The sequence below is a fragment of the Metabacillus halosaccharovorans genome (assembly GCF_002019635.1).
In the GTDB taxonomy this organism is placed as follows: Bacteria; Bacillota; Bacilli; order Bacillales; family Bacillaceae; genus Metabacillus; species Metabacillus halosaccharovorans.
In genome coordinates, this window is the sequence record NZ_KV917372.1 from 1392364 (window position 1) to 1416239 (window position 23876).

General features: G+C 36.7%; 18 protein-coding genes and 2 riboswitches. Of the genes, 1 reads left to right on the forward strand and 17 read right to left on the reverse strand.

The window, feature by feature from the left end; all coding sequences use genetic code 11:
* The first annotated feature begins 137 nt into the window (after nt 1-137).
* Nucleotides 138-314: an SE1832 family protein gene (locus tag BK577_RS26180; protein WP_169908429.1), complete on the forward strand. Its 177-nt coding sequence runs from the start codon at nt 138-140 to the stop codon at nt 312-314.
* Nucleotides 315-403: 89 nt separating this feature from the next.
* Here BK577_RS26180 and BK577_RS21160 read toward each other — a convergent pair whose 3' ends face one another.
* The 17 genes from BK577_RS21160 to BK577_RS21235 form a co-directional block, all read right to left on the reverse strand.
* Nucleotides 404-1363, reverse strand: a complete 960-nt coding sequence (locus tag BK577_RS21160) for a 2-hydroxyacid dehydrogenase (protein WP_078434756.1) — start codon at nt 1361-1363, stop codon at nt 404-406.
* A 165-nt stretch (nt 1364-1528) separates the two neighbouring features.
* Nucleotides 1529-3277 (reverse strand): allophanate hydrolase, encoded by a 1749-nt coding sequence (gene atzF, locus BK577_RS21165; RefSeq protein WP_078434757.1) that lies wholly within the window; start codon nt 3275-3277, stop codon nt 1529-1531.
* Entirely contained in the window at nt 3274-6909 is a 3636-nt protein-coding gene (gene uca, locus BK577_RS21170; RefSeq protein WP_078434758.1) for an urea carboxylase, read from the reverse strand. The genes atzF and uca overlap by 4 nt, the downstream gene beginning before the upstream one ends.
* Nucleotides 6910-7103: 194 nt before the next feature.
* Nucleotides 7104-7754 carry an urea amidolyase associated protein UAAP2 gene (locus tag BK577_RS21175; RefSeq protein ID WP_078434759.1) on the reverse strand — a complete coding sequence of 217 codons (651 nt, stop codon included), beginning with the start codon at nt 7752-7754 and terminating at the stop codon, nt 7104-7106.
* A 78-nt stretch (nt 7755-7832) separates the two neighbouring features.
* Nucleotides 7833-8576, reverse strand: a complete 744-nt coding sequence (locus BK577_RS21180; RefSeq protein WP_078434760.1) for an urea amidolyase associated protein UAAP1 — start codon at nt 8574-8576, stop codon at nt 7833-7835.
* Nucleotides 8577-8635: 59 nt separating this feature from the next.
* Nucleotides 8636-8766, reverse strand: a riboswitch (guanidine-I (ykkC/yxkD leader).
* Nucleotides 8767-8854: 88 nt separating this feature from the next.
* Entirely contained in the window at nt 8855-10225 is a 1371-nt protein-coding gene (locus BK577_RS21185) for an APC family permease (RefSeq protein ID WP_078434761.1), read from the reverse strand.
* A gap of 150 nt (nt 10226-10375) precedes the next feature.
* Nucleotides 10376-10487: riboswitch (guanidine-I (ykkC/yxkD leader) on the reverse strand.
* Nucleotides 10488-10755: 268 nt separating this feature from the next.
* Nucleotides 10756-11391, reverse strand: a complete 636-nt coding sequence (locus BK577_RS21190) for an FMN-dependent NADH-azoreductase (RefSeq protein ID WP_078434762.1) — start codon at nt 11389-11391, stop codon at nt 10756-10758.
* 139 nt (nt 11392-11530) lie between these two features.
* A complete protein-coding gene (locus tag BK577_RS21195) occupies nt 11531-12073 on the reverse strand; it encodes a CBO0543 family protein (RefSeq protein ID WP_245823551.1) in 543 nt (180 codons plus the stop codon).
* A 114-nt stretch (nt 12074-12187) separates the two neighbouring features.
* A complete protein-coding gene (locus BK577_RS26185) occupies nt 12188-12337 on the reverse strand; it encodes a hypothetical protein (protein WP_169908431.1) in 150 nt (49 codons plus the stop codon).
* Nucleotides 12338-12600: 263 nt separating this feature from the next.
* The gene (ppc, locus tag BK577_RS21200; RefSeq protein ID WP_078434763.1) at nt 12601-15363 is read right to left on the reverse strand and encodes a phosphoenolpyruvate carboxylase; all 2763 of its coding nucleotides are present in this window, start codon (nt 15361-15363) and stop codon (nt 12601-12603) included.
* 277 nt (nt 15364-15640) lie between these two features.
* The gene (locus BK577_RS21205) at nt 15641-17839 is read right to left on the reverse strand and encodes a sensor histidine kinase (RefSeq protein WP_078434764.1); all 2199 of its coding nucleotides are present in this window, start codon (nt 17837-17839) and stop codon (nt 15641-15643) included.
* On the reverse strand, nt 17817-18509 hold the full coding sequence (locus BK577_RS21210) for a response regulator transcription factor (protein WP_078434765.1): 693 nt from the start codon (nt 18507-18509) through the stop codon (nt 17817-17819). The genes BK577_RS21205 and BK577_RS21210 overlap by 23 nt, the downstream gene beginning before the upstream one ends.
* Nucleotides 18510-18765: 256 nt before the next feature.
* Nucleotides 18766-19587: a carbohydrate ABC transporter permease gene (locus tag BK577_RS21215; RefSeq protein ID WP_078434766.1), complete on the reverse strand. Its 822-nt coding sequence runs from the start codon at nt 19585-19587 to the stop codon at nt 18766-18768.
* A complete protein-coding gene (locus tag BK577_RS21220; protein WP_078434767.1) occupies nt 19584-20531 on the reverse strand; it encodes a carbohydrate ABC transporter permease in 948 nt (315 codons plus the stop codon). The genes BK577_RS21215 and BK577_RS21220 overlap by 4 nt, the downstream gene beginning before the upstream one ends.
* Nucleotides 20532-20584: 53 nt before the next feature.
* Nucleotides 20585-21886, reverse strand: a complete 1302-nt coding sequence (locus tag BK577_RS21225; protein ID WP_078434768.1) for an extracellular solute-binding protein — start codon at nt 21884-21886, stop codon at nt 20585-20587.
* A 31-nt stretch (nt 21887-21917) separates the two neighbouring features.
* A complete protein-coding gene (locus BK577_RS21230; protein ID WP_078434769.1) occupies nt 21918-22682 on the reverse strand; it encodes a sugar phosphate isomerase/epimerase family protein in 765 nt (254 codons plus the stop codon).
* A gap of 108 nt (nt 22683-22790) precedes the next feature.
* On the reverse strand, nt 22791-23822 hold the full coding sequence (locus tag BK577_RS21235; protein ID WP_078434770.1) for a LacI family DNA-binding transcriptional regulator: 1032 nt from the start codon (nt 23820-23822) through the stop codon (nt 22791-22793).
* Nucleotides 23823-23876: the final 54 nt, after the last annotated feature.

Genomic DNA, 23876 nt, shown 5'->3' on the forward strand with positions numbered 1-23876 from the left:
GGAAGGACTATTTTCATAGTTCTTTTCAAAGAATATTATCATCCCTGTAATTCATAACAGGGATGATAATTAGCCCATTTTTTTAGTTCTTGTTATACTTTTTATATAGCAAAATTATGATAAATGGGGGCATAAAGATGAGCAAACACGAAATACAGCAAAAAATCGATGAATTAAAAATGGAATATGTGAGGATCCAAGGAGATATTGAAAAATTGGAATCCACAGGACATTCTGTTGGGAAACTTGAGGAAAGACTGAGTTTAATTGAAGAAACGCTTTCAACATACAGGAAAGAACTGAACAATCTTTAATGTCATGAAGAACATTCTCAAGTAAGAAGCAATGAATGGCTTAATAATGTAAATAATATTGAAAAGGGTAGATCTTATCTACCCTTTTATTATCTTATTAAATTCGGAGGTGTTTTTCCCTCCAGAGCAATAGCCATATTTTCTGCAGCTAGCTTTGCCATCTTTGCTCTCGTTTCAGCTGTAGCTGAACCGATATGCGGGAGTGTGACAACATGAGGCATTGATAATAATGGATTATCCTTCTCAACAGGCTCAATCTCAAAGACATCTAACCCAGCGCTGAGTATATCTTTTTTCTGCAGTGCTTTAATTAAAGCTTCTTCATCAACGTTTTTTCCTCTTGATCCATTAATGAAGATCGCTGAATCCTTCATTAAGTTAAATTCTCTCTCTCCAATCATTTTTTCTGTTTGAGGTGTGTGTGGAACCATTAAACAAACAAAATCTGACTTCTTTAAGAGCTCATCTAATGAGCAATATGTTGCATCAAATTTACTTTCTGCTTCCTTATTTCTCGAACGATTATGGTATAAGATTTCCATATCAAAGCCGAAGTGTGCTCGTTTAGCGACCGCTCTGCCGATACTTCCCATTCCGATAATACCTAATGTTTTATGATGTACATCTACACCAAAAAGGTCTTCCCCCTTTGTTCCTCCCCATTTTTTAGCCTTTACATAATGATCAAGCTCGGGCATTCTTCTTGCCGTTGCCAGTAAAAGTCCAAAGACTGTATCTGCTGTTGTATCATCAAGCACCCCGGGTGTATTGGTTGCTATTATGTTTCTTTGCTTAAGCTCTTCTATATTCAAATTATCATAACCAACTGAAATATTTGAAATGACCTTTAAATTTGGAGCTTGATTTAATAGCTCTTGCCCTATGTTCATACTAGCACCTAACAATCCATGTGCAGTTTGTAATTCAACTAGAAAATCCCGGTAATTTTCATCATTAAGAGTCGGAAAATAACTTACATCAAATTTATTTTTCAAGAAATATAAAACTTGATCTGGTAATTCACGATAAACCACAACTTTTTGTTGCATACTGCTCCTCCTTGTGTAAAAACATTATTTTAATAACTTCAAGGAAAGTTGGAAAAGTCCTGCATACGATTAATTATATAAACAAAGGTATTTCTTAAATTGAAATAAAACAAAAATACCCCAATGGATGAAAAATATTGGGGATTTATAAATATGAACTTCAAATTAAATATTTAGAGGAACCTTTCTCCAGCTCCTTGAATCAGAAATATCTTCTGCATCTTCTGCTGCATAGGCTTCACAAATGAATCCCGAAACCTCAGTGCCATCTTGGAGCTCCACTTTTCCGATCCCAAGCGGGGCTGGAATTAATGTTAAAAATTCTCCAAAGGAGGAAACCGGCATTTCCCAAATTTCTAATTCAATAGCATCTCCACCTGATTTTTTCTTGATCAAACCCGGCTTTGCAGGTTCTGATGGCAGCTTAATAAATTGATATTTGTCAGCAGTTACATCTTCGCGAACAAAGTATGCACCAAATTCAAGCATTTGCTTTTCAAGTGGGAAACCTCGCATATGCAGACCACATACTGCGATAGGAATAGTCTTTGTTATTTCTTTATTGTTTTTAACAAATACCTCTGCTGCACCGGCTATTAATCCTTCCTCATGAGATAACGCAAAGAAGGTTATACCAAATGGAAGATTCTTTTCTGCTTCACCTGCCTGAACAGCAATTGCACTTAAATCTAGTAAATTACAGTGATTTGTATATAATCCCATATCACTATTCGTTTTTATTGGATCTTTTCGGACCTGATCACGTGTCCAAGTACCCCCGGCTGTTGGTGTAACAAGAACAGCATCTTTTAAAAGACTCTGAGTTTTTCTTTTGAACTCTTGTAATTTGTGCAAAGAATGAAACACAGACGTAGCATTATATTTTGGAAGATCACCGGAACGAAGCACCTTCTCAGTTACAGGGAATGTTACATCAGGATGATTACGAATAAATTCTCCTAAATCAGCCCACCTTTCTGCTACAAATGGTCCGTCATAAAGGATGGCTGCTGCCTCGCGGAAAAATTCATAATCAATATATTCAATTGTAATAGGAAGCTGTTTCAGTTGTTCAACAGCATTATTCCAAGCCTGTTGATACTCAGATGCATATGGGCCATAAAAAGGGATGTTATCCTTAGGTAAACATATTTTTTTCGGAAGCTTATTAGCAAAAGGTATCGGCATTTCCCGGGACCATGGATCCTCCTGATCAAACCCTCTAACCACTGCATCTACTTGATAAGCCTCATCTAAACTATGGGAGAATACGGTCACACAATCCAGACTTGCACATGCCGGCACAACACCTTTTGTTGGCCAAGCTCCTAAACTAGGCTTTAAACCAACCAGATCGTTTAGCGCTGCAGGTACGCGTCCTGAACCTGCTGTATCTGTTCCTAAAGAGAAAACTGCCTGACCTCTTGCAACAGATACAGCAGACCCAGAGCTTGAACCTCCACTTATTAGCTCTGGTCGCAAAGAGTTGTGGGTTTCACCATAAGGGCTGCGGGTCCCAACTAAACCTGTTGCAAATTGATCTAGATTGGTTTTTCCAACTGGAATTGCCCCTGCCTCTATTAATCTCTCAACTACAGTAGAATGTTCTGCTGGAGTATAGCTGAATTCCTCACAACCAGCTGTTGTTGGTACATTAGCTAAATCGATGTTATCCTTTATGGCAAATGGGATTCCCCATAATGGAGATGTAACAAAATCTATTTCTGATAAGCGTTCTAAATACGGATGAATCTTTTCCATTTTTGGCGGTGTAATCCAAATGTTCATTTCTTCGTCTCGTTTGGAACGTTTAACGATTTCTTCCATCACTTCTTCTGGTGATAATTGATGATTTCCATATGCTTCACGTAGCCAGCTTAGTGTTAATTTGGCTGGAATCTTCATTTTGCTCATTGTACGGCACCTACCTTATTTTCCTTAAATAAACTAGCTATTAATTGTCCAGCATGCACCGAATCACCAGACTTCACATAAATTTCAGCGATTTCTCCATCACAAGGTGCTGTTTGAGGAAACTCCATTTTCATACTTTCTTCTATAATAAGAACATCACCCTTTTTCACCTGTGCTCCCGGTGAAACAAGGACCTTCCACACACTTCCCGGCATTGAACAGTTTACAGGAATTGCACCTTCAGGAAGTACATCTTCTTCACTTGGGGCTAATGTATCATCTTCTGATACATGTTCTTCAATACCTTGCTCCTTCCATCTTTCACGTTCCTCATTGAAGGAGGCTTGTTGACGTTGTTTGAATTGGTAGGTACTTTCCTTAATCTCCTCTTGTAAGTTCAAGTACTCTCCAAGATCAAAGGTTGTTTCTGTAATATCAACTTCAAATCTCCCCCTTAAAACATCCTCACGCATTTGAAGTAATTCATCTGCATCAACTGGATAAAATTGAATTTGATCGAAAAAGCGTAATAGCCAGGGCTTACCCGGTTCAAAGCTTTCAGTTGATCTGAGCTTATTCCACACTTGAATGGTACGCCCAACAAATTGATATCCTCCCGGGCCTTCCATTCCATACACACACATATATGCTCCACCAATTCCAACTGCATTTTCCGGGGTCCAGGTCCGAGCCGGGTTATACTTTGTTGTAACGAGCCGGTGACGGGGATCAATCGGTGTTGCAACTGGTGCCCCCAGGTAAACATCACCCAAACCAAGAACTAAATAGCTAGCATCAAACACAATTTTTTTCACATCTTCAATACTTTCCAAACCATTTATTCGTCTAATAAATTCAAGATTATCCGGACACCATGGGGCGTCCTGACGAACATTTTGCTTATATCGCTCTGTAGCTACTTGTACAGAGGGGTCGTTCCAGGATAGTGGCAAACGGACGATTCTTGATGGTACTTGTATTGATTCAAGTGGTGGTAAACTGCGATCAATTTCTAATACCTTTTTGGCTGCATCTTTTACTGTCATTTTTGATGCGTCGATATGAATTTGTAAAGAACGAATTCCTGGAGTTAAGTCTAAGACAGGTATTTCATTGGTTTTTTGTAGGCTATCCATAAGCGCATGTGCCTGGAAACGAAGGAGTAAATCAAGTTCCATGTCTCCATATTCCACAAGAATATTTTCGTCACCGCTACAACGAATCGTTATCGGAATTTGACGATCAGCAGACTCACTGGCTAAAACCGGATAAGTTGATGTAATCTCAATTTCAGGATCTGCTAATTCAATCTCTTGTAGCTGTGAAAGATGTTTTTCCCCAATTGCTTGCAAATTCATATCTTGCAGTTTTCGTAAACGATCTGCTTCTTCGAGTGTGATAAGCTTAAATTGGACTGTATCTCCAGGATGCAGTTGACCAATTTTCCAAAACTCTGCTGAAGCTGTGGTCACAGGGCAAACAAACCCACCAAGACTAGGACCATCCGGACCGAGTAATATCGGCATATCACCTGTTAAATCAAGTGTCCCAATTGCGTACGCATTATCATGAATATTGGAAGGATGCAAGCCTGCTTCTCCTCCATCTTCACGTGTCCAGAGTGGCTTTGGCCCTACAAGACGAACACCCGTACGGGAGCTATTAAAATGAATTTCCCATTTTGTTTCTGTTAATTGTTTTAAATAATCTGGTTGCAAAAATTCTTCTGTACAGTGCGGCCCGGGAATAACACCAATCGTCCATGTTGTGTTGATCTTTGGTTGATGTACTAAAGAAAGCCCCCCTTTTACAACAGGTGAACAAGAGTTATGAACACCGAGAACATCGCCTGTTCGAAGCGCTCTGCCACCGTGTCCCCCAAAGTTTCCGAGTGTAAAAGTGGAAGAGCTTCCTAAAATCTTTGGCATATCAAATCCCCCAGAAACAAGCATATAGGTTCTCATTCCCACTTTAGCTTCGCCAAATGATACTACCTGGCCTTCCTTTGCTAATACTGGTTTATATAATGAAATTTTTTCACCATCTAGCTTTGCTTCCATATCAGCGCCCGTTAAACAGAACCACATATCATTTCTAAATTGATAAGATCCACCTCGAAGGGTAAATTCAAGTCCGGGTGCGTTGTCAGCATTTCCTAATAATTTATTTCCAATTCGGAAGGACAATGGATCCATTGGACCACAAGGTGGAACCCCTACGTCCCAATGCCCTTTTCTTCCCGGCCAATCCTGAATTGTCGTTTGAATACCACCATCTATGACTTCAATAGCATTTTCAACTGGTTTAAAACTATTTAGCATTCTTGTGTATACTTCACCTGATATACAATCCTCTTCTTTCAATAGCTCCTGTAAATATTGAAGATTTGTGGTAACCCCATACATTCGTGTTTCACGTAAAGCCTTAATCAATGTTTGGATAGCCTCTATGCGGTTTTTACCACGCACGATGATCTTTGCAAGCATTGGATCGTATAATGAGGTAACGGTTATCCCATCTCTTACCCATGTTTCATTACGTGCAAGGTTTGATAAAATGACTTGATCCAGCTGTCCGGCACTTGGGCGGAAATCATGATGACAATCTTCAGCGTAAATTCGAGCTTGAATACTATGTCCTGTTGGTTCTGGAACAAGATTCTGTAAATTTTTCAGCTCACCAGCAGCCTCTTTGATCATCCACTCCACTAAATCAATACCAAAGACCTCCTCTGTTACACCATGCTCTACTTGCAAACGAGTATTTACTTCCAGAAAGTAAAATTCATAAGAATCTGGATCATATAAAAACTCAACCGTTCCTGCACTTTTATAGCCAACTTCTTCAGCTAAACTTTTGGCAGCAGCAAACATGTTCTGACGAACGTCTTCAGATAATTTTGGAGCAGGACTTTCTTCAATTACTTTCTGATTTCGACGTTGAATTGAGCAATCTCGCTCACCTAAAGTAATAACTTCTCCGAATTCATTCCCGAAAATTTGCACTTCAACATGTCTTGCCCTTGCGATGTATTTTTCTAAGAATAGCCCGCCATTATTAAAGTTTGTTTCTGCTAAGTGACGCACCCCATCGTAAGCAGCGCGTAAAGCTTCTTCAGTGTCGCAAACACGCATCCCAATACCGCCGCCACCAGCTGTACTTTTTAGAATTACCGGGTATCCGATTTGACCTGCCTGTTCTAAGGCAGTTTCTAAGCTGTCAATTAATTTGGTACCTGAAAGCATTGGTACTCCAGCTTTTTCAGCAATTTCCCTTGCAGAATGTTTCAAACCAAACATTTCCATTTGCTCTGGTGTCGGTCCAATAAATATAATTCCATTTTCCTGACATGCACGGGCAAAATTTGCATTTTCACTTAAGAAACCATAACCCGGATGGATCGCCTCCGCACCTGTTTCAATGGCCGTTTTTAGAATTAAATCTGAATTTAAGTAGCTTTCCTTTACTGCTCCTTCTCCGATCAAAACAGCTTCATCTGCACCATCAACATGTAAGCTGTCTTGATCAGCTTTTGTATAAACTGCTACAGATGAAACTCCTAGTTTTTTTAATGTTCGCTCTATTCTTACCGCAATTGCCCCACGGTTTGCGATTAGTACTTTTTTAAACATGTGACACACTCCTTCTAGCGATGTTTTTTATATGAACAACCTTTCTCGTAAGCATTTATTCTTCATTGAACATTATGAAAACTTTTCTCGTCCCTCTCCGCTGAGTTTTGTCCTTCAACCCTACTATGAAGGACTTTTCTCTTCTTTCTCTACCGAGATTTGTCTTTCAAGACCCTCAATAAAACAATTCCATCCTATTTATCCCAAATCAACACTCGTACCGGGGTTGGATTATATGCATTACATGGATTATTCAACTGTGGACAGTTACTAATTAACACAATTGTCTTCACAATCGATTGGACTTCCACATATCGTCCCGGAGCTGAAACGCCATCAGCAAATGTAAGACCTCCCTCTGGTGTAACAGGTACATTCATAAAAAAATTAATATTTGGTGCTAAGTCACGCTTCGTAAAACGTACATCATATTTTGTTAGCTGCAACATGAATGTGTCGCGACAGTTATGCATTGGCAATGTATCATGTGAATAACGTACTGTATTACTTTGCGCCGAACAGGCACCACCTAACGTATCATGTCGACCACAGGTATCTGCCACAATTCTTAATAGCTCTTTATTTGACTCAGACCGCAAAACAGTACCGGTCGATAGATATATATTTTGCTGTCCTGCAATCGTTGCAACTGCACTATAGTGATCTTCAGGATCTTCTGCATGATAAAAGAGTGTATCTGCCGCTTGGTTTCCTTCTACATCTATGATTCTTACAACCTGACCAGGTTGTAATTCATGCATCCACCCATCTCCTGCCGGAATCACATGATCATAGATTGCTTCTTCTACTTTTCTTGGGCTTTCTGTATAGTTTAAAACTGCCATAATCTCTTCCTCCTTTTACTATCTTCCGAGTTAATCGATTAAAAATTCCGTTCCCATTTATATCCTTCTAGAAGTCTATTATTTAAACATAACTGTTTTTATTGATTCACCTAACAATGCGTGGTATTCCCATGTGTTTTCAAATGCTCTACGATTTTCCGGACGGAAGTTTACACAAACATCATCTTCTTCTACTGGATTAGCCTCAAGGACTTCAATTTTAATCGGTACAGAAGAATATTGATGTCTTTGGTCCAAAGGGTTTGGTGTATTTGAAAAAACAAATAATGTGTGCATTTCAGTTCTTAGTGTTACAGTTGCTCCTTCTTTGCAATGGTCTTCCACAAAGTGCATATTGCCATTTTCATCACAATACACTTTTGAAAATAAATTCAAAACCGGTACAATATCACGTACTCCCAGCCCATTTCTTACGAGCTCAATAGAGAAATTTTCTTCACCACTTCTCAACCAATTGTTTCGTAATTCCTGGTAAGTCGTAACACCATATTTTTCGTCCGTTTGCTTTCGTGTTGTATAACCGGAAATACTATCATGCCAGCCTAGACTATCCTCAACAATGCTTGTTAATACTCTTCCATTATCACTCATAAGAACATGGCCTTTCGTTAAATGTGAGGTATGCTGTGCCTTCAATGTATCAGGCATGTTATATCGTTCAGTTAAGTTTTGGCCGTTGTACATGAGGGTTGATAAATTTGCTCTATCACCTAATGCTGTGAAACGAACTAATTTCCCCTTTCCTATTGTTCCTGACCATTTTCCACCAGCAGGGATTGTTTTATTAAAAATGCTATTCATATGAAGTTTCCTCCTTATTTTTTGTGTATATAAAAAAGATAAAAGCCTGAGAGATCAATGTCTCCCAGGCTTTTATCCTTCCGTGTATATAGCTACATGCTCATATAGCCATACGCTCTCTCTCGGTCCAGACCACTTGTTTGAATGAGGGGAGATTCATAACAAGAACGGAACCCTAGAAAGCTTTTTTCTTCTCAGTTGAGAAGCTTTATTTAATTATTCTGTACGTTCAGTATAGTTTACATTGTTAGATTTCCAAACTGTTATGTCAGACTTTCTTACATACTTTTTTCGGTTAATTGATTTCGGATTGCTACCTTATCTTCCACCAAGTCAGTTACAGGCTTTTTAAATACAACTGTTCGAATTCCCAAATATACAAATCCTAACACAATCCATCCAATGCCTATGAGAAGTGTTTGTTTTTCAAGTAACGTTAACAACCATCCAATAAAACAAGCACCGACCAGTGGAAAGATTAAATATAAAAATGTCTCTTTAAATGATCGATGTTTTTGACGAACATAGTAATGTGCAATCACAGAAATATTTACAAACGTAAATGCTGTTAAAGCACCAAAGCTTACAAATGTGACAGCTGTATCTAAATCAATCGCAATTGAGAAAAACGAAATCATCGTAACAAACACGATATTTAAGACTGGAGTTTTAAATTTTGGATGGATATATCCAAATACTTTGTTCGGTAGTATTGATTCCCGACCAAGAGCAAATAAGAATCTTGTTACACTCGTTACAGACGAAACACCTTGAGTAAAAGTTGCAACAATTAATACTGTTGTAAAGATCGCACTTAGTAAATTGCCTCCCACCATTTGAATCAATTCAGCTGAAGCGGTGTCGCTATTTACAAACGTGAAGTCCGGATAAGCGATCTCAGTTAAATATGCAATCGCAATATATAATACAGCGGCAATACAAACAATTAAAAAGATTGCTCTCGGTATCGTTTTTCGGGGATTAACTGTTTCTTCTGCCATTGTTGTCACAGCATCAAACCCTAGAAAACAAAAGCATATTAGAGCTGCCCCAGAGAAGATTGTTCCGATTGAAAAATCACTGGAAATGAAAGGTTGCATTGAGAATAACTCCATGCCATCCCCACCGGTGAGAATATCCTTAGTAACAAATACACAAAAGAACACAATAAAGATAACTTGAAAAATAACAGAAAATCCACTTACTCTTGCAACAGATTTAATTCCTATAATATTAACAAAAGCTAAAATCAAGTTTAATACTATAATCCATACATACACCGGGATACTTGGAAACTGTGCATTTAAAAAAAGGCCAAATGTCAAACACGCAATGATCGGGGAAACAATATAATCTAAAAGCAGGGCCCATCCTACTAAAAACCCCATCTTTTGATTAACTGCTTTTTTTGTATATGTGTACGCTGAGCCTGAAATTGGATAAGCCTTCACCATTCTACTGTAGCTATACGCAGTAAAGAAAATAGCTATAAATGCTACAACATAGGCAGCAGCAAGCATTCCTCCAGCTGCTTCAAATGCAACCCCATAAACTGTAAAAAAGATCATTGGTGTCATCCATGCAAGCCCTAGAAAAACTACACCAAATGTATTGAGTGATTTTTTTAATTCTGGAGTTTCTGCCTTCATTAAATCCTCTCCTTTATATTTGAATATTCTGAATTTAATACTTAGACTAATAACTGCTGTGTGGAAACGATCAACTGCTAGCTGTTAAAATAGTTGAGTTAAAAAGGGATAAATGTTTTTTGAGGAATAAATAAAAGCCTGGGAGAGGTCATCTCCCAGGCTTTTGTCCTTCCGTGTATATAAAAAACAAATTTGCTTTTTATACGCTCCCTCTCGGACCAGACTTGGTCATATGACCAACGGAACCCTAGGTAGCTTTTTCGTTCATAAAATAGTTAGTGAACCTTTATGCAGTTAATTGATTGGCTTGTTAACATGTAGTATAGAGGGGAAAAAGATGTCTCGCAATTAGTATGTAACAAATTCTCACATAGTTTCTTTCTACTATTTAAAGTTATTGTTAGACTCAATAGCAGGGTTTTCACATATTTCCAAATCCTTAGTTTTTTTAACTATTATCATTAATCCTTCTCATAGTACAAAAAGAGTGCTAATATATGCACTCCTTTGTAATACTTTCATAAGTTTTTTTAAAAAGTCTTCGCGAGATCCTTTGCACGTGCAATTCCATTAGCTTTTATCTCTTCCGCTTTATCAGGCATTGCGTTGTGACCTTCAATAAATAACCCTTCAAACGACGGTACTCCGAAGAAATTCATAATCACATTTAAATAGCGATGTCCCATTTCAACTTCTGCTGCTGGTCCCTCAGAGTAAATACCGCCTCTTGCTTGGATATGAAGTGCTTTTTTGTCTGTCAACAAACCGATAGGTCCTTCTGCCGTATATTTAAATGCTTTTCCCGCTACAGCAACTGAATCAATATAAGCTTTCATAACGGGTGGAAAGGAGAAATTCCAGAACGGAGTAACAAATACATATTTGTCACCGGATATGAACTGTTCACTTAATTCATTAAGTCTGCTTACCTTTGTTTTTTCTTCTTCTGATAACTCGTCAAACCCTTTTCCTGTTTGTAATTTCCCCCAACCACTAAACACGTCCACATCAATATGTGGAATATGCTCTTTATATAAATCAATATGAACGATTTCATCGTTAGGGTTAGCTTCTTTGTATGAATCAATAAAAGCTTTTCCTGCTGCCATACTAAAAGAAACCTTGTCATCATGAGGATGTGCTGTAATATACAAGACTTTTGTCATTTTCATCTTACCTTTCTTTTATTAAGTCATTATAGTTTGATACAAAACGGCGAAAATAAACAACAAGTTAAAAGTTTTAAAAACTAATGCTGTTTTCACAGAGAAAGATAGTAGTAACAAGTATGCGGTATAGACAAAACTAAAAAGATTTCCTTTGACTAAACCAGTAACCAAGTAAATATAAACTAGTTAAAATAAAGAAAGAGTATGTAAGGTGCCAATCATATGTTTTATAAAGATCAATACTTTCTAGCAATGGTAACCCAATAAAAGCACCGAAACCACCATATAAAACTGCCTTAATAAAAGGATTTACATGAGGCTTAAATTGTAACAACAGCATAAATATTACCGGTAAAAGTGAAAGTCTATAAGAAAAGCTTATATTAGCTATTGGGATTACCTTTACTGGATATGCCCATTTCCCAAGACCTACGCCTATTACATCCAGAATTTCAGATATAACCATGATCAGTAACCCTGCAGAAAATAAATGTGCAGATTTTTTCCGATCACGGAACATTGTCCAAAATATCCATGGAACAATTATCATAGCGAGCGCAATCCACCATTGCCATGTGAATAAAAAAGCATTCATAACTGCTTCTATTGTTAACTGTGTTGCATCACTGATTTTTTGAGTTGCTTTATCTATTTGATCTAGACCCTCTTGATATGTCACATTGCCCACCTTCTTATGTCATAATTTGTTCTTATTTTAAACAGAGGGTTTTTGAACTATACTCTGAGAGGAAAAAAAAAGGACTCGCAATAATAAGCAAGTCTTTTTACAAAATTAATCATTTATATTTATAACGTATGGGTTACCTGCAATGTTTTTTCTCATTCCATCCGTTATCTCAAACACTTGATTTTCTCTTGTTTCATTTATTGAAATAAATACAGATGAACTGCTTCCATCGTAATGAAGTGGTTTTTGATTCATAATTATACCCCCAGCCAGTTATATTATTTCCAATGATAGTGTTTGCATTCACCTTACATATTATGTAAGAAAAGAAAAACACTAGAGGATATTTAAGAATTTTCAAAGAATAAATTCTTGCTGGGCTTTATGAAAATGTAGAAAGATTAGACACTAAGTATGGTAGATTTTATTACAACTTGATGTTTTTTCTTGTAAGAAAAACTTATACTTAAGAAAAAAAGACTGCCGATTACTCGACAGTCTATTCTTATCGTTTTATATCAGCCTGTATTTCGTAACCCTGCTGCAATACCGCTTATTGTTAATAGAACTTCTGTTAATAACTCTTCATTAGGCTCTTCCTGTTGACGAAGCTGCTTAATAAGTTCTACTTGTAAGAAGTTTAACGGATCAACATACGGGTTTCTACGATGTACAGATTCTTTAATATTTGGTGTATGATCTAACAGCTCTTCATCATCTGTAATTTGCAGAAGAATTGTTTTTGTTTTTTCAAATTCTTCCAGGATGTTCCCAAAGATACGATCTGCAATTTCTTGATCATTCACTAAAGATGTATATTCTTTAGCTGTTGTAATATCAGCCTTCATAAGAGCCATCTGCAGATTGTCAATTGTGGAACGGAAGAATGTCCACTCATTGTACATACGTTTTAATAGCTGTAAGTTTTCCTCACTTTTTGAAGCAAAGCTTTCCAAACCAGTCCCTGCAGCATACCAAGCTGGTAATAGCTGACGGCTTTGTGTCCATGCAAATACCCAAGGAATCGCACGTAAATCTTCAAAGCGATTGCGATTTTTACGTTTCATAGGACGGGAGCCGATATTTAATTCAGCCAACTCATTTAATGGGGTTGCTTCTGTAAAATATGTTAAGAAATCAGGATCTTGGAAAACTAGTGATTGATACTTTTTCAAGGAAACATTCGAAATCTCTTCCATTGCATTTTCCCATGCTAGTTCACGTAAATGCTGTTGCTCTGATTCTTTTGAAAGATTAACAGATGCTTCAATTAAGGTAGAAGTTGCTTGCTCTAAACTACGATAAGCAATATCCTCTACTAAATAGCGAGATGATAACACTTCTCCCTGCTCGGTAATTTTCACTCCATCGCCTAGCGTTTCAGCAGGCTGTGATAAAATACTGCGGTTTAGCGGACCGCCGCCACGACCTAATGAACCACCGCGACCATGGAAAAATTTCAACCCTATTTGATAACTTTTCGCCATATCATGAATTTCAAGCTGAGCTTTGTATAATTTCCAGTTCGCTGTAAGTGTTCCACCATCTTTACTACCATCTGAATATCCAAGCATGATTTCCTGAGAATCACCGTGGATTTTCAAATGATTGCGGTATACATCCATTTCAAATAATGTTTCCATAATCTTAGGACCCGCAATTAAATCATCAACTGTTTCAAGAAGCGGAGCAACATTTAGATGGCTTTCCACAGATCCGTCTGCATGTAAACGATAGATACCGGCTTCCTTTGCAAGAACCAACACTTCTAAAAGGTCACTTGCCGCTTGTGTCATACTTACGAGATACACAAGAATGGATTTTTCACCAAATGTTTCATGTGCTTTCTTAATCATTGTAAAGACTTTAAGCATTTCCTGTGTTTCTTTTGAATAGTCTTCATTTAAAAGTAAGACAGGACGCGGATCTTGTAAAACACTTTCTAACACATTTATTTTTTCTTCTTCACTAAGTGCTGAATAATCTTCAGTTACTTTTACTTTACGCAGGATTTCTGTAATCGCCGCCTCATGTTCACCGCTGTGATTACGAATATCAAGTGTTGCTAAATGGAAACCAAATAGCTGTACTTGGCGAATAAATTTCTTGAGCATTTTCAATTCTCTTCTTGCAGGTTGATGTGCATCTACACTTCTCTGAATTAAATATAGATCCTCCAGCAGCTCCTCTGAAGCTTTATATCCAATGTCAGATTTCCCAACTGCTTCAAGTCTCGCTATTATAATCGCGATTTTACGGCGATAGACTTCTTGTTCAACAGACCATCTTTTTTCAGCTGGTAAGTATAGTTTCTCTTCTTTTTCAACATTTGAAAGAAGCTCTTCACTAATCTCAACACGTGTAGAAGAATGGCTGAAGCGTTTCATTGCTTCAATTAGTGAATCTCTATATTTCTTAAGTACAAGCTCCCGATGGCTTTCCAAAGTTTCCCACGTAACCTCTGCTGTTACATTCGGGTTTCCATCTCTATCTCCACCAATCCAAGACCCAAAACGCAGAAAATTCGGTACATTCCAGGCATGACCAGGGAATTGCTCAGTAAGTCCTTCTTCCAGATCTTGATGAATATCTGGCAATACATCAAAGAATGTTTGGTCAAAATAATATAGACCATTACGTACTTCATCCATAACAGTTGGCTTGCGATGACGCAGTTCATCTGTTTGCCATAGAATTGTTACTTCATTTAACAAACTGTCTTCTAATTTTTTACGCTCTTTCTTTGTTAACATTGTATTGTCAAGGTCTTTCAATATTTTGCCGATTCGTTTTTGAATCTCGATCACTGAACGTTTAGTCGCTTCAGTCGGATGCGCAGTTATGATTAGCTCAAGTGATAACGTGTTCAAGACATTTTGAATTGTTCCCTCTTCAATTTCATTTTCTTTTAATGAAAGAAGTGCACTTTCAATTGATACGGGTTGAACAACATGATCATCTTGGAGCTGATATTCGCGACGACGACGAATGCGGTGATTAGACTCTGCGGCATTAATTAGATGGAAATAGATTGAAAAGGCGCGAATAATTTGCTTACGCATTGGTGGATCTAAATTCACGATCTCTTCTTTCAGTTCATTGTATACTTGGCTATCAAAGTTATTTCGAAGAGACTTCGCCATCATTCTGAATTTTTCAACTTTATCTAGTAGCTCCGTTCCCCCATGATGAATGATAATTTCACCTAGAATATGTCCTAGTGATTTTACATCACGACGTAACGGAAGACTGCTGTCATTTGCTTCTATTCTTGTTGTCATTTTGTCACCTTCCCTAAGATTTTATTATTCTATTAAATATTAAGATAATTCTATCATATCATTATTCGGAGAAAATTTCATCTAAATTTCATGAAATTGATATCTATATAAGATGAATCAGGTCTCTTTCATCTAATTCATATATATTTATCTCAAATTTTATGTAAAATTATCCTTTTATTACTATTTGTTGAAATTTTATAATAAAATTGCTTAGTTCAAAGTTATGTAAAAATACACGAAAGACAGTTCTTAAAGAAGAACTGCCTATCCTATATCATGAATCCAACGCATCTAAAATAATCGTTACTTTAAATAAATCACCATCAACATCAATATCCAGCTGTCCCTCATGCAAGTCAATGATTGATTTTGCTATAGCTAAACCAAGACCTGATCCTTCCGTATGTCGAGATTCGTCTCCACGTTTAAATCGTTCAAATAATTCATTGACATCTTCACTAAGTTCATACTTTGATACATTTTTAAATGTTATGATAATTTGTTGTTTTTCACGCTTGATTGCTAGATATGCTCTTGTATTTTCCAACGAATATTTCAGAATATTTCCTATTAGATTTTCAAAAACTCTCCACAGCTTTTGTCCATCAATATAAGCGAATAAAGGGTTATCAGGATTTGTTACACGAAATTGCACAGTTGATGCTTGAATGGTTTCATTGTATTCGGCTAAAGCCTGTTGCAGCAGTTGAACAACATCAACCTTTGCTTTTGATAATTCAATATTTCCACTGGCCATTTTCGATGCTTCAAACAAATCATCAATAAGTACTTTCAATCTTTTTGATTTACGATCAATAATCTCAATATATGTTGAACGCTCATCATTTGTAAGCTCAGCATTCTTTAATAACTCGGAATACGTAATGATTGATGTTAAAGGGGTCCTTAGGTCATGGCTTACATTTGTTATTAATTCTGTTTTTAACCGTTCACTCTTCACCTGTGCTTTTTGTGAGGTTTTTACACCATGTTTTAATTGATTAATATCTGAAGCCAAAGTGGAAAGTGACGTTTTTCCAACAACCTTTAAATCTGATTCAAATTTCCCCTTTGTTAAGGCAGATGCATGACGGGTAATCTCATTATAATATCCTATTCTTCTTATCATAAAAAAGAATATTGGCAAGGCAACGACAACAAATGCAGGAAAGTAAATAATTAAAAAGCTTGGCTCTATAACCACTACTGCAGCTCCAAGACCATACATAAACACAATAGCCAGAACCAAAAACACTTGTGTTCCAACTCTGCGATTTGCAAAAGCATCCCGGATCATTTTTAATAATTGATATGATATTGATCTTTTAAGTACCCCTTTTTTTAACGGCAATTCTTTTATCAGTGGAAATAAATAAATCCATTGGACAATGGTTACTCCTAGAAAAAAGACCATCATAAAAAATCGGTAAAGAAGATCTCTAAATGAAAAATAGTTATAATAATGAGGAAACTCATCAATCAATAATAATGAAATGATGGCTGAGATTCCAAAAAGTCCTAACGCGACATCAATTGGTAGACGATCGTAATAATTTTTTACACGATGAGATTTTATTCTTTGAAAAATAGCCATTTTCCAAGCCATAATCCCACTTATTATGAGTGATATGATTGCCCCAATCGAATAAATCCAGAATACAATTCTATGGTCATTAAAATTATGGTAAGACGCCATAATGGCATTTGCATTTGAAACATCTTTACGAAGTCCGATTTTCCCTTCATATAAAACATTTGTATCAACATCTGGCAGGACATCTTCATATCCATAAATAATTGATTCTTCCCGAACACCTAGATAATTGACATCGTCCGTTGGATAAGAATTTACATATAACATTTTTTCTTTCGTGAAGGCCGATTTTATTGATTCAGATGGTAGATTTGTGTAGATCTCTCCGGTAGATGTGTTTTTTAAGTAATAAGCAAAAGCTTCATTATATACTTTGTAGTCTTTCCTATACCCTTCTAATTCTTTGTAATATTCATCTACTCTTTTTTCTTTTTCTTTTATGATTTTTTCTTCAACATAGTCGTCACTCTCAAAGTTTTTGGTTATATCCTCAATCTTCGTGTCACGTTCTTTTATATAAACATTCGCTATATCCTCATTACCACTTGCTCTTGCCTCTTCAACTTTATATTGATACTGATCCTTTATACTTTGGATTTGATCTGTTAATTCACCATAGCGGTATCGGTATTCTTCAATTTCTTCATTAGAGACAGTAAGTTTCTTTATCACATCTTCCTTAGGTTGATAGGAAAACTCATATGCTTGAAGATAACTAACTAACGCTCCAACTGACTCTTCATACTGAGAGGTCTTAAAGTAACTCGGCTTTAAATAATCATTATTATTTACTAATGCGGTTAACACTCCACTAAGCCCGTATGTAAACAAAACAAGCCATAGAAGCATTACCCCTCTATTTTTCCATTTTGTATCCAATGCCCCATACCACCTTTAAATATCTTGGATTTTTAGGGTCGATTTCAATTTTTTCGCGAATTTTTCGAATGTGGACAGCAACAGTATTTTCAGCATTATAGCAAGGCTCCTGCCACACACGTTCGTAAATTTCCGAAATGGAGAACACACGACCAGCGTTCAACATTAATAATTCTACAATCTTATATTCTATCGGAGTTAGTTTTACTGCATCTCCGTTCACTGCCACTTCCTTCGCTTCTTGATCGATCGTTAAACCATTTAAATCAATTGTTCGGTTTCTTCCTTCAAAATGACCCAGTTTTACATATCTTCTAAGTTGTGACTTAACTCGTGCTATTAGCTCTAATGGATTAAAGGGCTTGGTCACATAATCATCCGCACCAACCTGTAAACCGAGAATTTTATCTGTATCTTCACTTTTCGCACTCAAAATAATGATCGGAATGTTTTTTTGTTCACGAATTTTAAATGTTGCAGAAATTCCATCCATCCTTGGCATCATCACATCCAGAATGATTAAATGAACTTCATTTTCTTGCAATCGCTCGATTGCTTCTACACCATCACTGGCTAATAACACTGTCAAACCTTCATTTTTCAAATATATTTCAATTGCTTCTCTAATTTCTTTATCATCATCTACGACCAGCACAGTATAATTGTTCATGTATCTAACCTCCTTTCGAAAGTATACCATGTGTTAATTTGCTTCGGATGTTCTAAGTATAATCAGAAGTTCTTAATTTAAAGGTAGGGGAAATATGAAGAATTTCTTAAGAAAACAGCTCTCTTAAATGTGGTTGTTTTTTCAACACAAATTAATTAGTTTCCATACTGATTAATGATGCTAAAACTAATATTAGTTATTATATTTCAAACAAAAGAAGTGAGCCATAAAAGACTCACTTCTCTCATTTATCTTCTTATCCCTTAACAGCTCCACCAGCTAAACCTTTTACAACTTTCTCTTGAGAGAAAAGATAAACAACTAGAATAGGCAAGCTTGCTAGTGTTAAGGCAGCCATAAGACCAGGTATATTAACTGAGAACTCACCTTTAAAGTCTTGCAAGCCTAATGGTAAGGTCATATTTTCTGGACTTGAAATTAATACCAGTGCAAAAATAAACTCATTCCACAGGTGGATAAAGTTATAGATCAATACTGTCATTAATGCAGGTGTTAACATCGGCAGAATCACTCTCCAGAAGATTCCAAAATGATTACTGCCATCCATTTTTGCTGCTTCTTCCAATGATTTTGGAATCTCCTGCATAAACTGAGTCAAAATAAAAATGGAGATTGGCAGACTAAAAGCGATATATGGTCCCAATAAAGCCCAAACCGTATCAAAAACCCCCATGCTTTGTGTAAGTTTAAAAATCGGAATAAGAGTAGCATGTATAGGCAACATCATTCCTGATATAAACAGTAAGAATAATACTTTGTTGAACTTAAATTTCATTCTACTTAAAGGATAACTTGCTAACGCTGCTACAAGCATTACAACAAAAACAGCTACAATAGAAACCAATATACTGTTTAAGAAATACCGGGTTAATCCCATTTCAAACACCGATTGAAAATTTTCCAGGTTAAACGATGAAAATAGAGCAAATGGTTCTTCAAAGAATTGGCTACGTGATTTAAGTGAAGTTGAAATCATATAAATGAAAGGAAAGCCAGTGAAAACTAACAACATAATAGCAATAATATATAGAGGTACTTTTTTAAATCCCATCGTCATATTCCGTAGGCTCCTTTCTTTTTACGCAAATGATCCATCACCTGAATAATGATCGTAACGAATAAGGCTAAAAAAAACATAACAAAGGCAATCGCACTAGCATAACCCATATTAAAATTGATAAACGCCTGTTTAAACATATAAGTCCCTAATAGTTCAGTACCGTGGTTAGGACCTCCACCTGTCATGATATAGAAAATATCAAACGCTTTTAATGATCCTACAATTGCCAAAATAGAAGAACTTACAATCGTTGGCATGAGAAGTGGTAATGTAATTTTAAAAAACTTTTGAAATGGATTTGCCCCATCAATTTCAGCGGCTTCATATAATTCGTCAGAAATTCCTACAATGGCTGCTTTAAAAAGAATCATATAGAACGGAGAGAATTGCCAAACGATAACTAATAACACAGCAAATAATGCGGTATTTGTTTCACTGAGCCATGAAACATTTTCAAAGCCAAAAAGATTAATAATACTGTTAATAATCCCATTGATTGGATCGAACATTAAGACCCATAACAAACCGATTGCTACAGTTGACATTAGAAATGGAAAGAAATAAACACTACCAAAGAATTTAATTCCTTTAATTGGTGCAAATAGCATTAGAGCCATGACTAAACCTAAAGGAATTTGAGCAAATACCGAAGTTAATACGACCCATGTATTGTTTGTGAGAGCTCTCCAAAAAATTGCGTCTTTAAAAAGGTCTATATAATTTTGTAATCCAACAAATACTCCTACACCCATGCCGTCCCATTTATAAAAGCTGTACATTAAGGTTGATATAATCGGAAACAAAACATAAACAGTATAAATAATAATCGCAGGTGCAACAAAAGCTCCAATTGTTAGAGCACTCCTTAATTTTTTATACTTGGCAGCTGAATTCTGTCTAACCATCACTTGACGATCAGCAACTTTTACATGTGTATCCATTTCAGTCACTCCTTTTGTTACAACAAGAGGGGGAAATACCCCCTCCTACTGTATTACTCTAAAACCTCTTTCGCTTTCTCTTCCATTTTCTTCGCAGCCTCTTCAGGTGTCATATCTAGACCAAAGATCGCTTGAGTCGTATCTTTATGTAATTCCGCTAACTCAGGTGGAAGTGTTTGGTCATAAGGCATTTGTAAGTGAGTTGCTTGTTCCACCACATCGTAAAAACGTTTTGTAAATTCATCATTTGGAACAATGTCTTTAACACCTGTTAGTGCACCAGTTCGATCTGTATAATTTTGAGCCGTTTCAGCACTAGCTAGTTCATTAGCTAGTTCAGCAGCTAGGTCAGGATTTTTACTGTTTTGTGCTACTGACCAAACAGGACCAGTATTTGCGCCTACATGTGTTTGATCTCCTTTACCACCAGGAACCGTTGGGTATAGGAAGAAATCTAGCTTTTCTTCAAATTCAGGTGCTTCTTGTCTTACGTTATTTACGAATGAGATTGTCATGTCCATCATTGCTGCCTGACCAGTATACAGTAACTGACGGCCTTGACCTTCATCATATGGAACACCATTAAATCCTGGGTTGAATGCATCTCTTTTTACTAGATCTTGAATATACTTTCCTGCCTCAACATATGCTGGGTCATCGAATCCTCTTCCTTCTCTATTCAAAGCACTTTCGAATAATTCAGGACCTGCAATTCTGCTTGCAAAATTCATAAAATGATAGGCACCTGGCCACTTTGTTTGATTAGCTAAAGCAATAGGAATAATGTCATTTTCTTTAAGCGTATCAATAACATTTAACCATTCATCATATGTTTTGGGTGCTTTTAATCCATATTCATCAAAAATCTCTTTGTTATAGAAAACAACATCCAATGATAAACCTAATGGCAAGCCATAAATTTTACCGTCATATGTCGCATTGTTAAGAGCAAGCTCATTGAAATGAGATTTATCCGTTGATTCTGTAATATCATATACTTTTCCTTGGTCAACAAAGTTCTTTAACCAGCCGCCGCCCCAACTATGGAATACATCTGGTGCCTTATTACCAGACATAGCGACAGATAGCTTTTGCTTATAGGCATCATTTGGAATTTGAAGCATTTTCACTTCAACATCTGGATGATTTTCCTCAAAACGTTTCACAGCCTCTTCATAAACAACTTCTCTTTCGCCTGGATCAATATGCCAGAATTCTAGTGTCGTTTTGCCACCATTTGACTCACTCTTTTCAGTTTCAGAGGTTGCTTGCTCTGTTGAACCACCCCCGTTAAGTCCACATGCAGCTAGTAGTAAAAGCGCTATAATTGTGAAAACAGATAATAGTTTCTTCATTCTTCCATCCCCTTTGTTTTCGTTATCAGCTTTAATTTGTTATCAATTGCTTATTTTTCAAATAATTCATGCTAATCTCAATGCTCTCAAACGGCGATCTTCTCGACCTGTCCTGTTCAACAACAAACCACTCTACATTTGATTGTTCCCCTTGATTTAGCACACCGTCTAGATTAACCCCACCAGTTCCTAATTCCGCAAAAAACATCTCCCCATCTGTTGTCATATCCTTTAGGTGAACAAGTGGTGTTCTTCCTTCATAACGTTTTAACCACTGAACTGGATCTTCACCAGCTTTCGTTAACCAATACACGTCAAATTCTGCCTTCACCCATTCAGGATTGGTTTCATCTAATAAAAGTTCTAAAGGTTTTTTTCCGTTATCTAAATCAACTAATTCAAAGTCATGATTGTGGTAAGAAAGAGTAATCCCAGCTTCATGACATTTTTGACCAATATCATTCAAGATAGGTATAAGTTCATAATAGTCTTCTTTCGATCTTCTATCGGCTGGAAGAACTGGACATGCAATATGTCGGCTCCCTATTATTTGCTGATATTCAATAACCTTGTCTAATTCATTTTCAAGCATGGCAATCGGCACATGGCTAGAACTTGCTTTTAATCCTAAACGATCAAGTTCCTTTTTCAATCGACTCGCAGTTAGTCCTCCATATCCAGCAAATTCTACTCCTTGATACCCAAGTATGGATACTTTTTCTAATGTTTTTAGAAAGTCTTTTTCAGCCTCTTCACGTAATGTGAATAACTGTAAGCTAAATTGATAGTTCGCCATAACAAATCATCCTTTCCATGCCTAAATATATGTAACCGGTTACAATTTCTTGCCTATTTTCATAAGATATTTAGATATTCACCTCCTTTAAGTGTAACCGGTTACATTTTATGTGGTCAGTTTCTCATTTAGCACCTTTTCCTTCTTTTTCCCACCACATGAATCTCTAACAATCAATTCACATTCTAGTACATATTGTGACTTCACTAACGGTTCTCCCTGCATTTGCAAGAGTAGTAAATTCATTGACTTTTGCCCCATTTCAAAAAGTGGTTGAGCTACTGTTGTTAAGGCTGGATCAAATCTAGAAGAAAAACCGATATTATCAAATCCCACTACAGCTATATCTGTTGGGACATTATGTCCTAGCTCTTTTGCTGCCTTTATTGCCCCCATAGCCATATCATCGTTTGCTGCAAAAATAGCCGTTGGTGTTTTCTCAATTGCCATTATTTTCAACATTTGATTATATCCAGATTCAAACGTGTAGTCTCCCTCTTGAACAAGCATATTACGAACCTCAATATTATTTTGCATCAAGGCTTGCTTATAACCTTTATATCTACCTCTGGACATCGCAAACTGTAATGGGCCGGTAATATGAGCTATTTCACGATGCCCTAAATTAATAAGGTGTTCAACTGCGTCACGACTACTACTAACATTGTCGATTGAAACCGAGGGTACCTTTAAACCTTCGATATAAGCTGTAGCTAAAACAAGAGGATATTCTTCACTTAATGCCTTTATATAGTCAGCATCCATTCGCTCTGATAGCAGTATCATTCCGTCTGTTTGTTTTTGCTTTAATAATTCAACGAGACCATACTCGTTTTCTACATTTCTATTCGTATTCCCCAATAAAACCCGGTATCCATGCTTGGATGCTTCGTACTCAATTCCTTCAATAATACCTGAGAAAACTGTATTCATAATACTTGGTACTACTACGAGAATGATTTTAGTTTCATTTCTACGGAACTGGCGTGCTAGCATATTAGGTTGATAATTTAACTGTTCAATAACACTTAGTACTTTCTTTCTTGTTGCTTCTCTTACAGTTTCAGAATTATGCAGCACCCTTGAAACGGTAGCAACAGAGACGTTTGCTAATTTAGCCACATCACGCATTTTCACCATGTAACCATTCTCCCTGCGGATAACTTTTCTTTTTGTATCGTATTTGTAACCGAT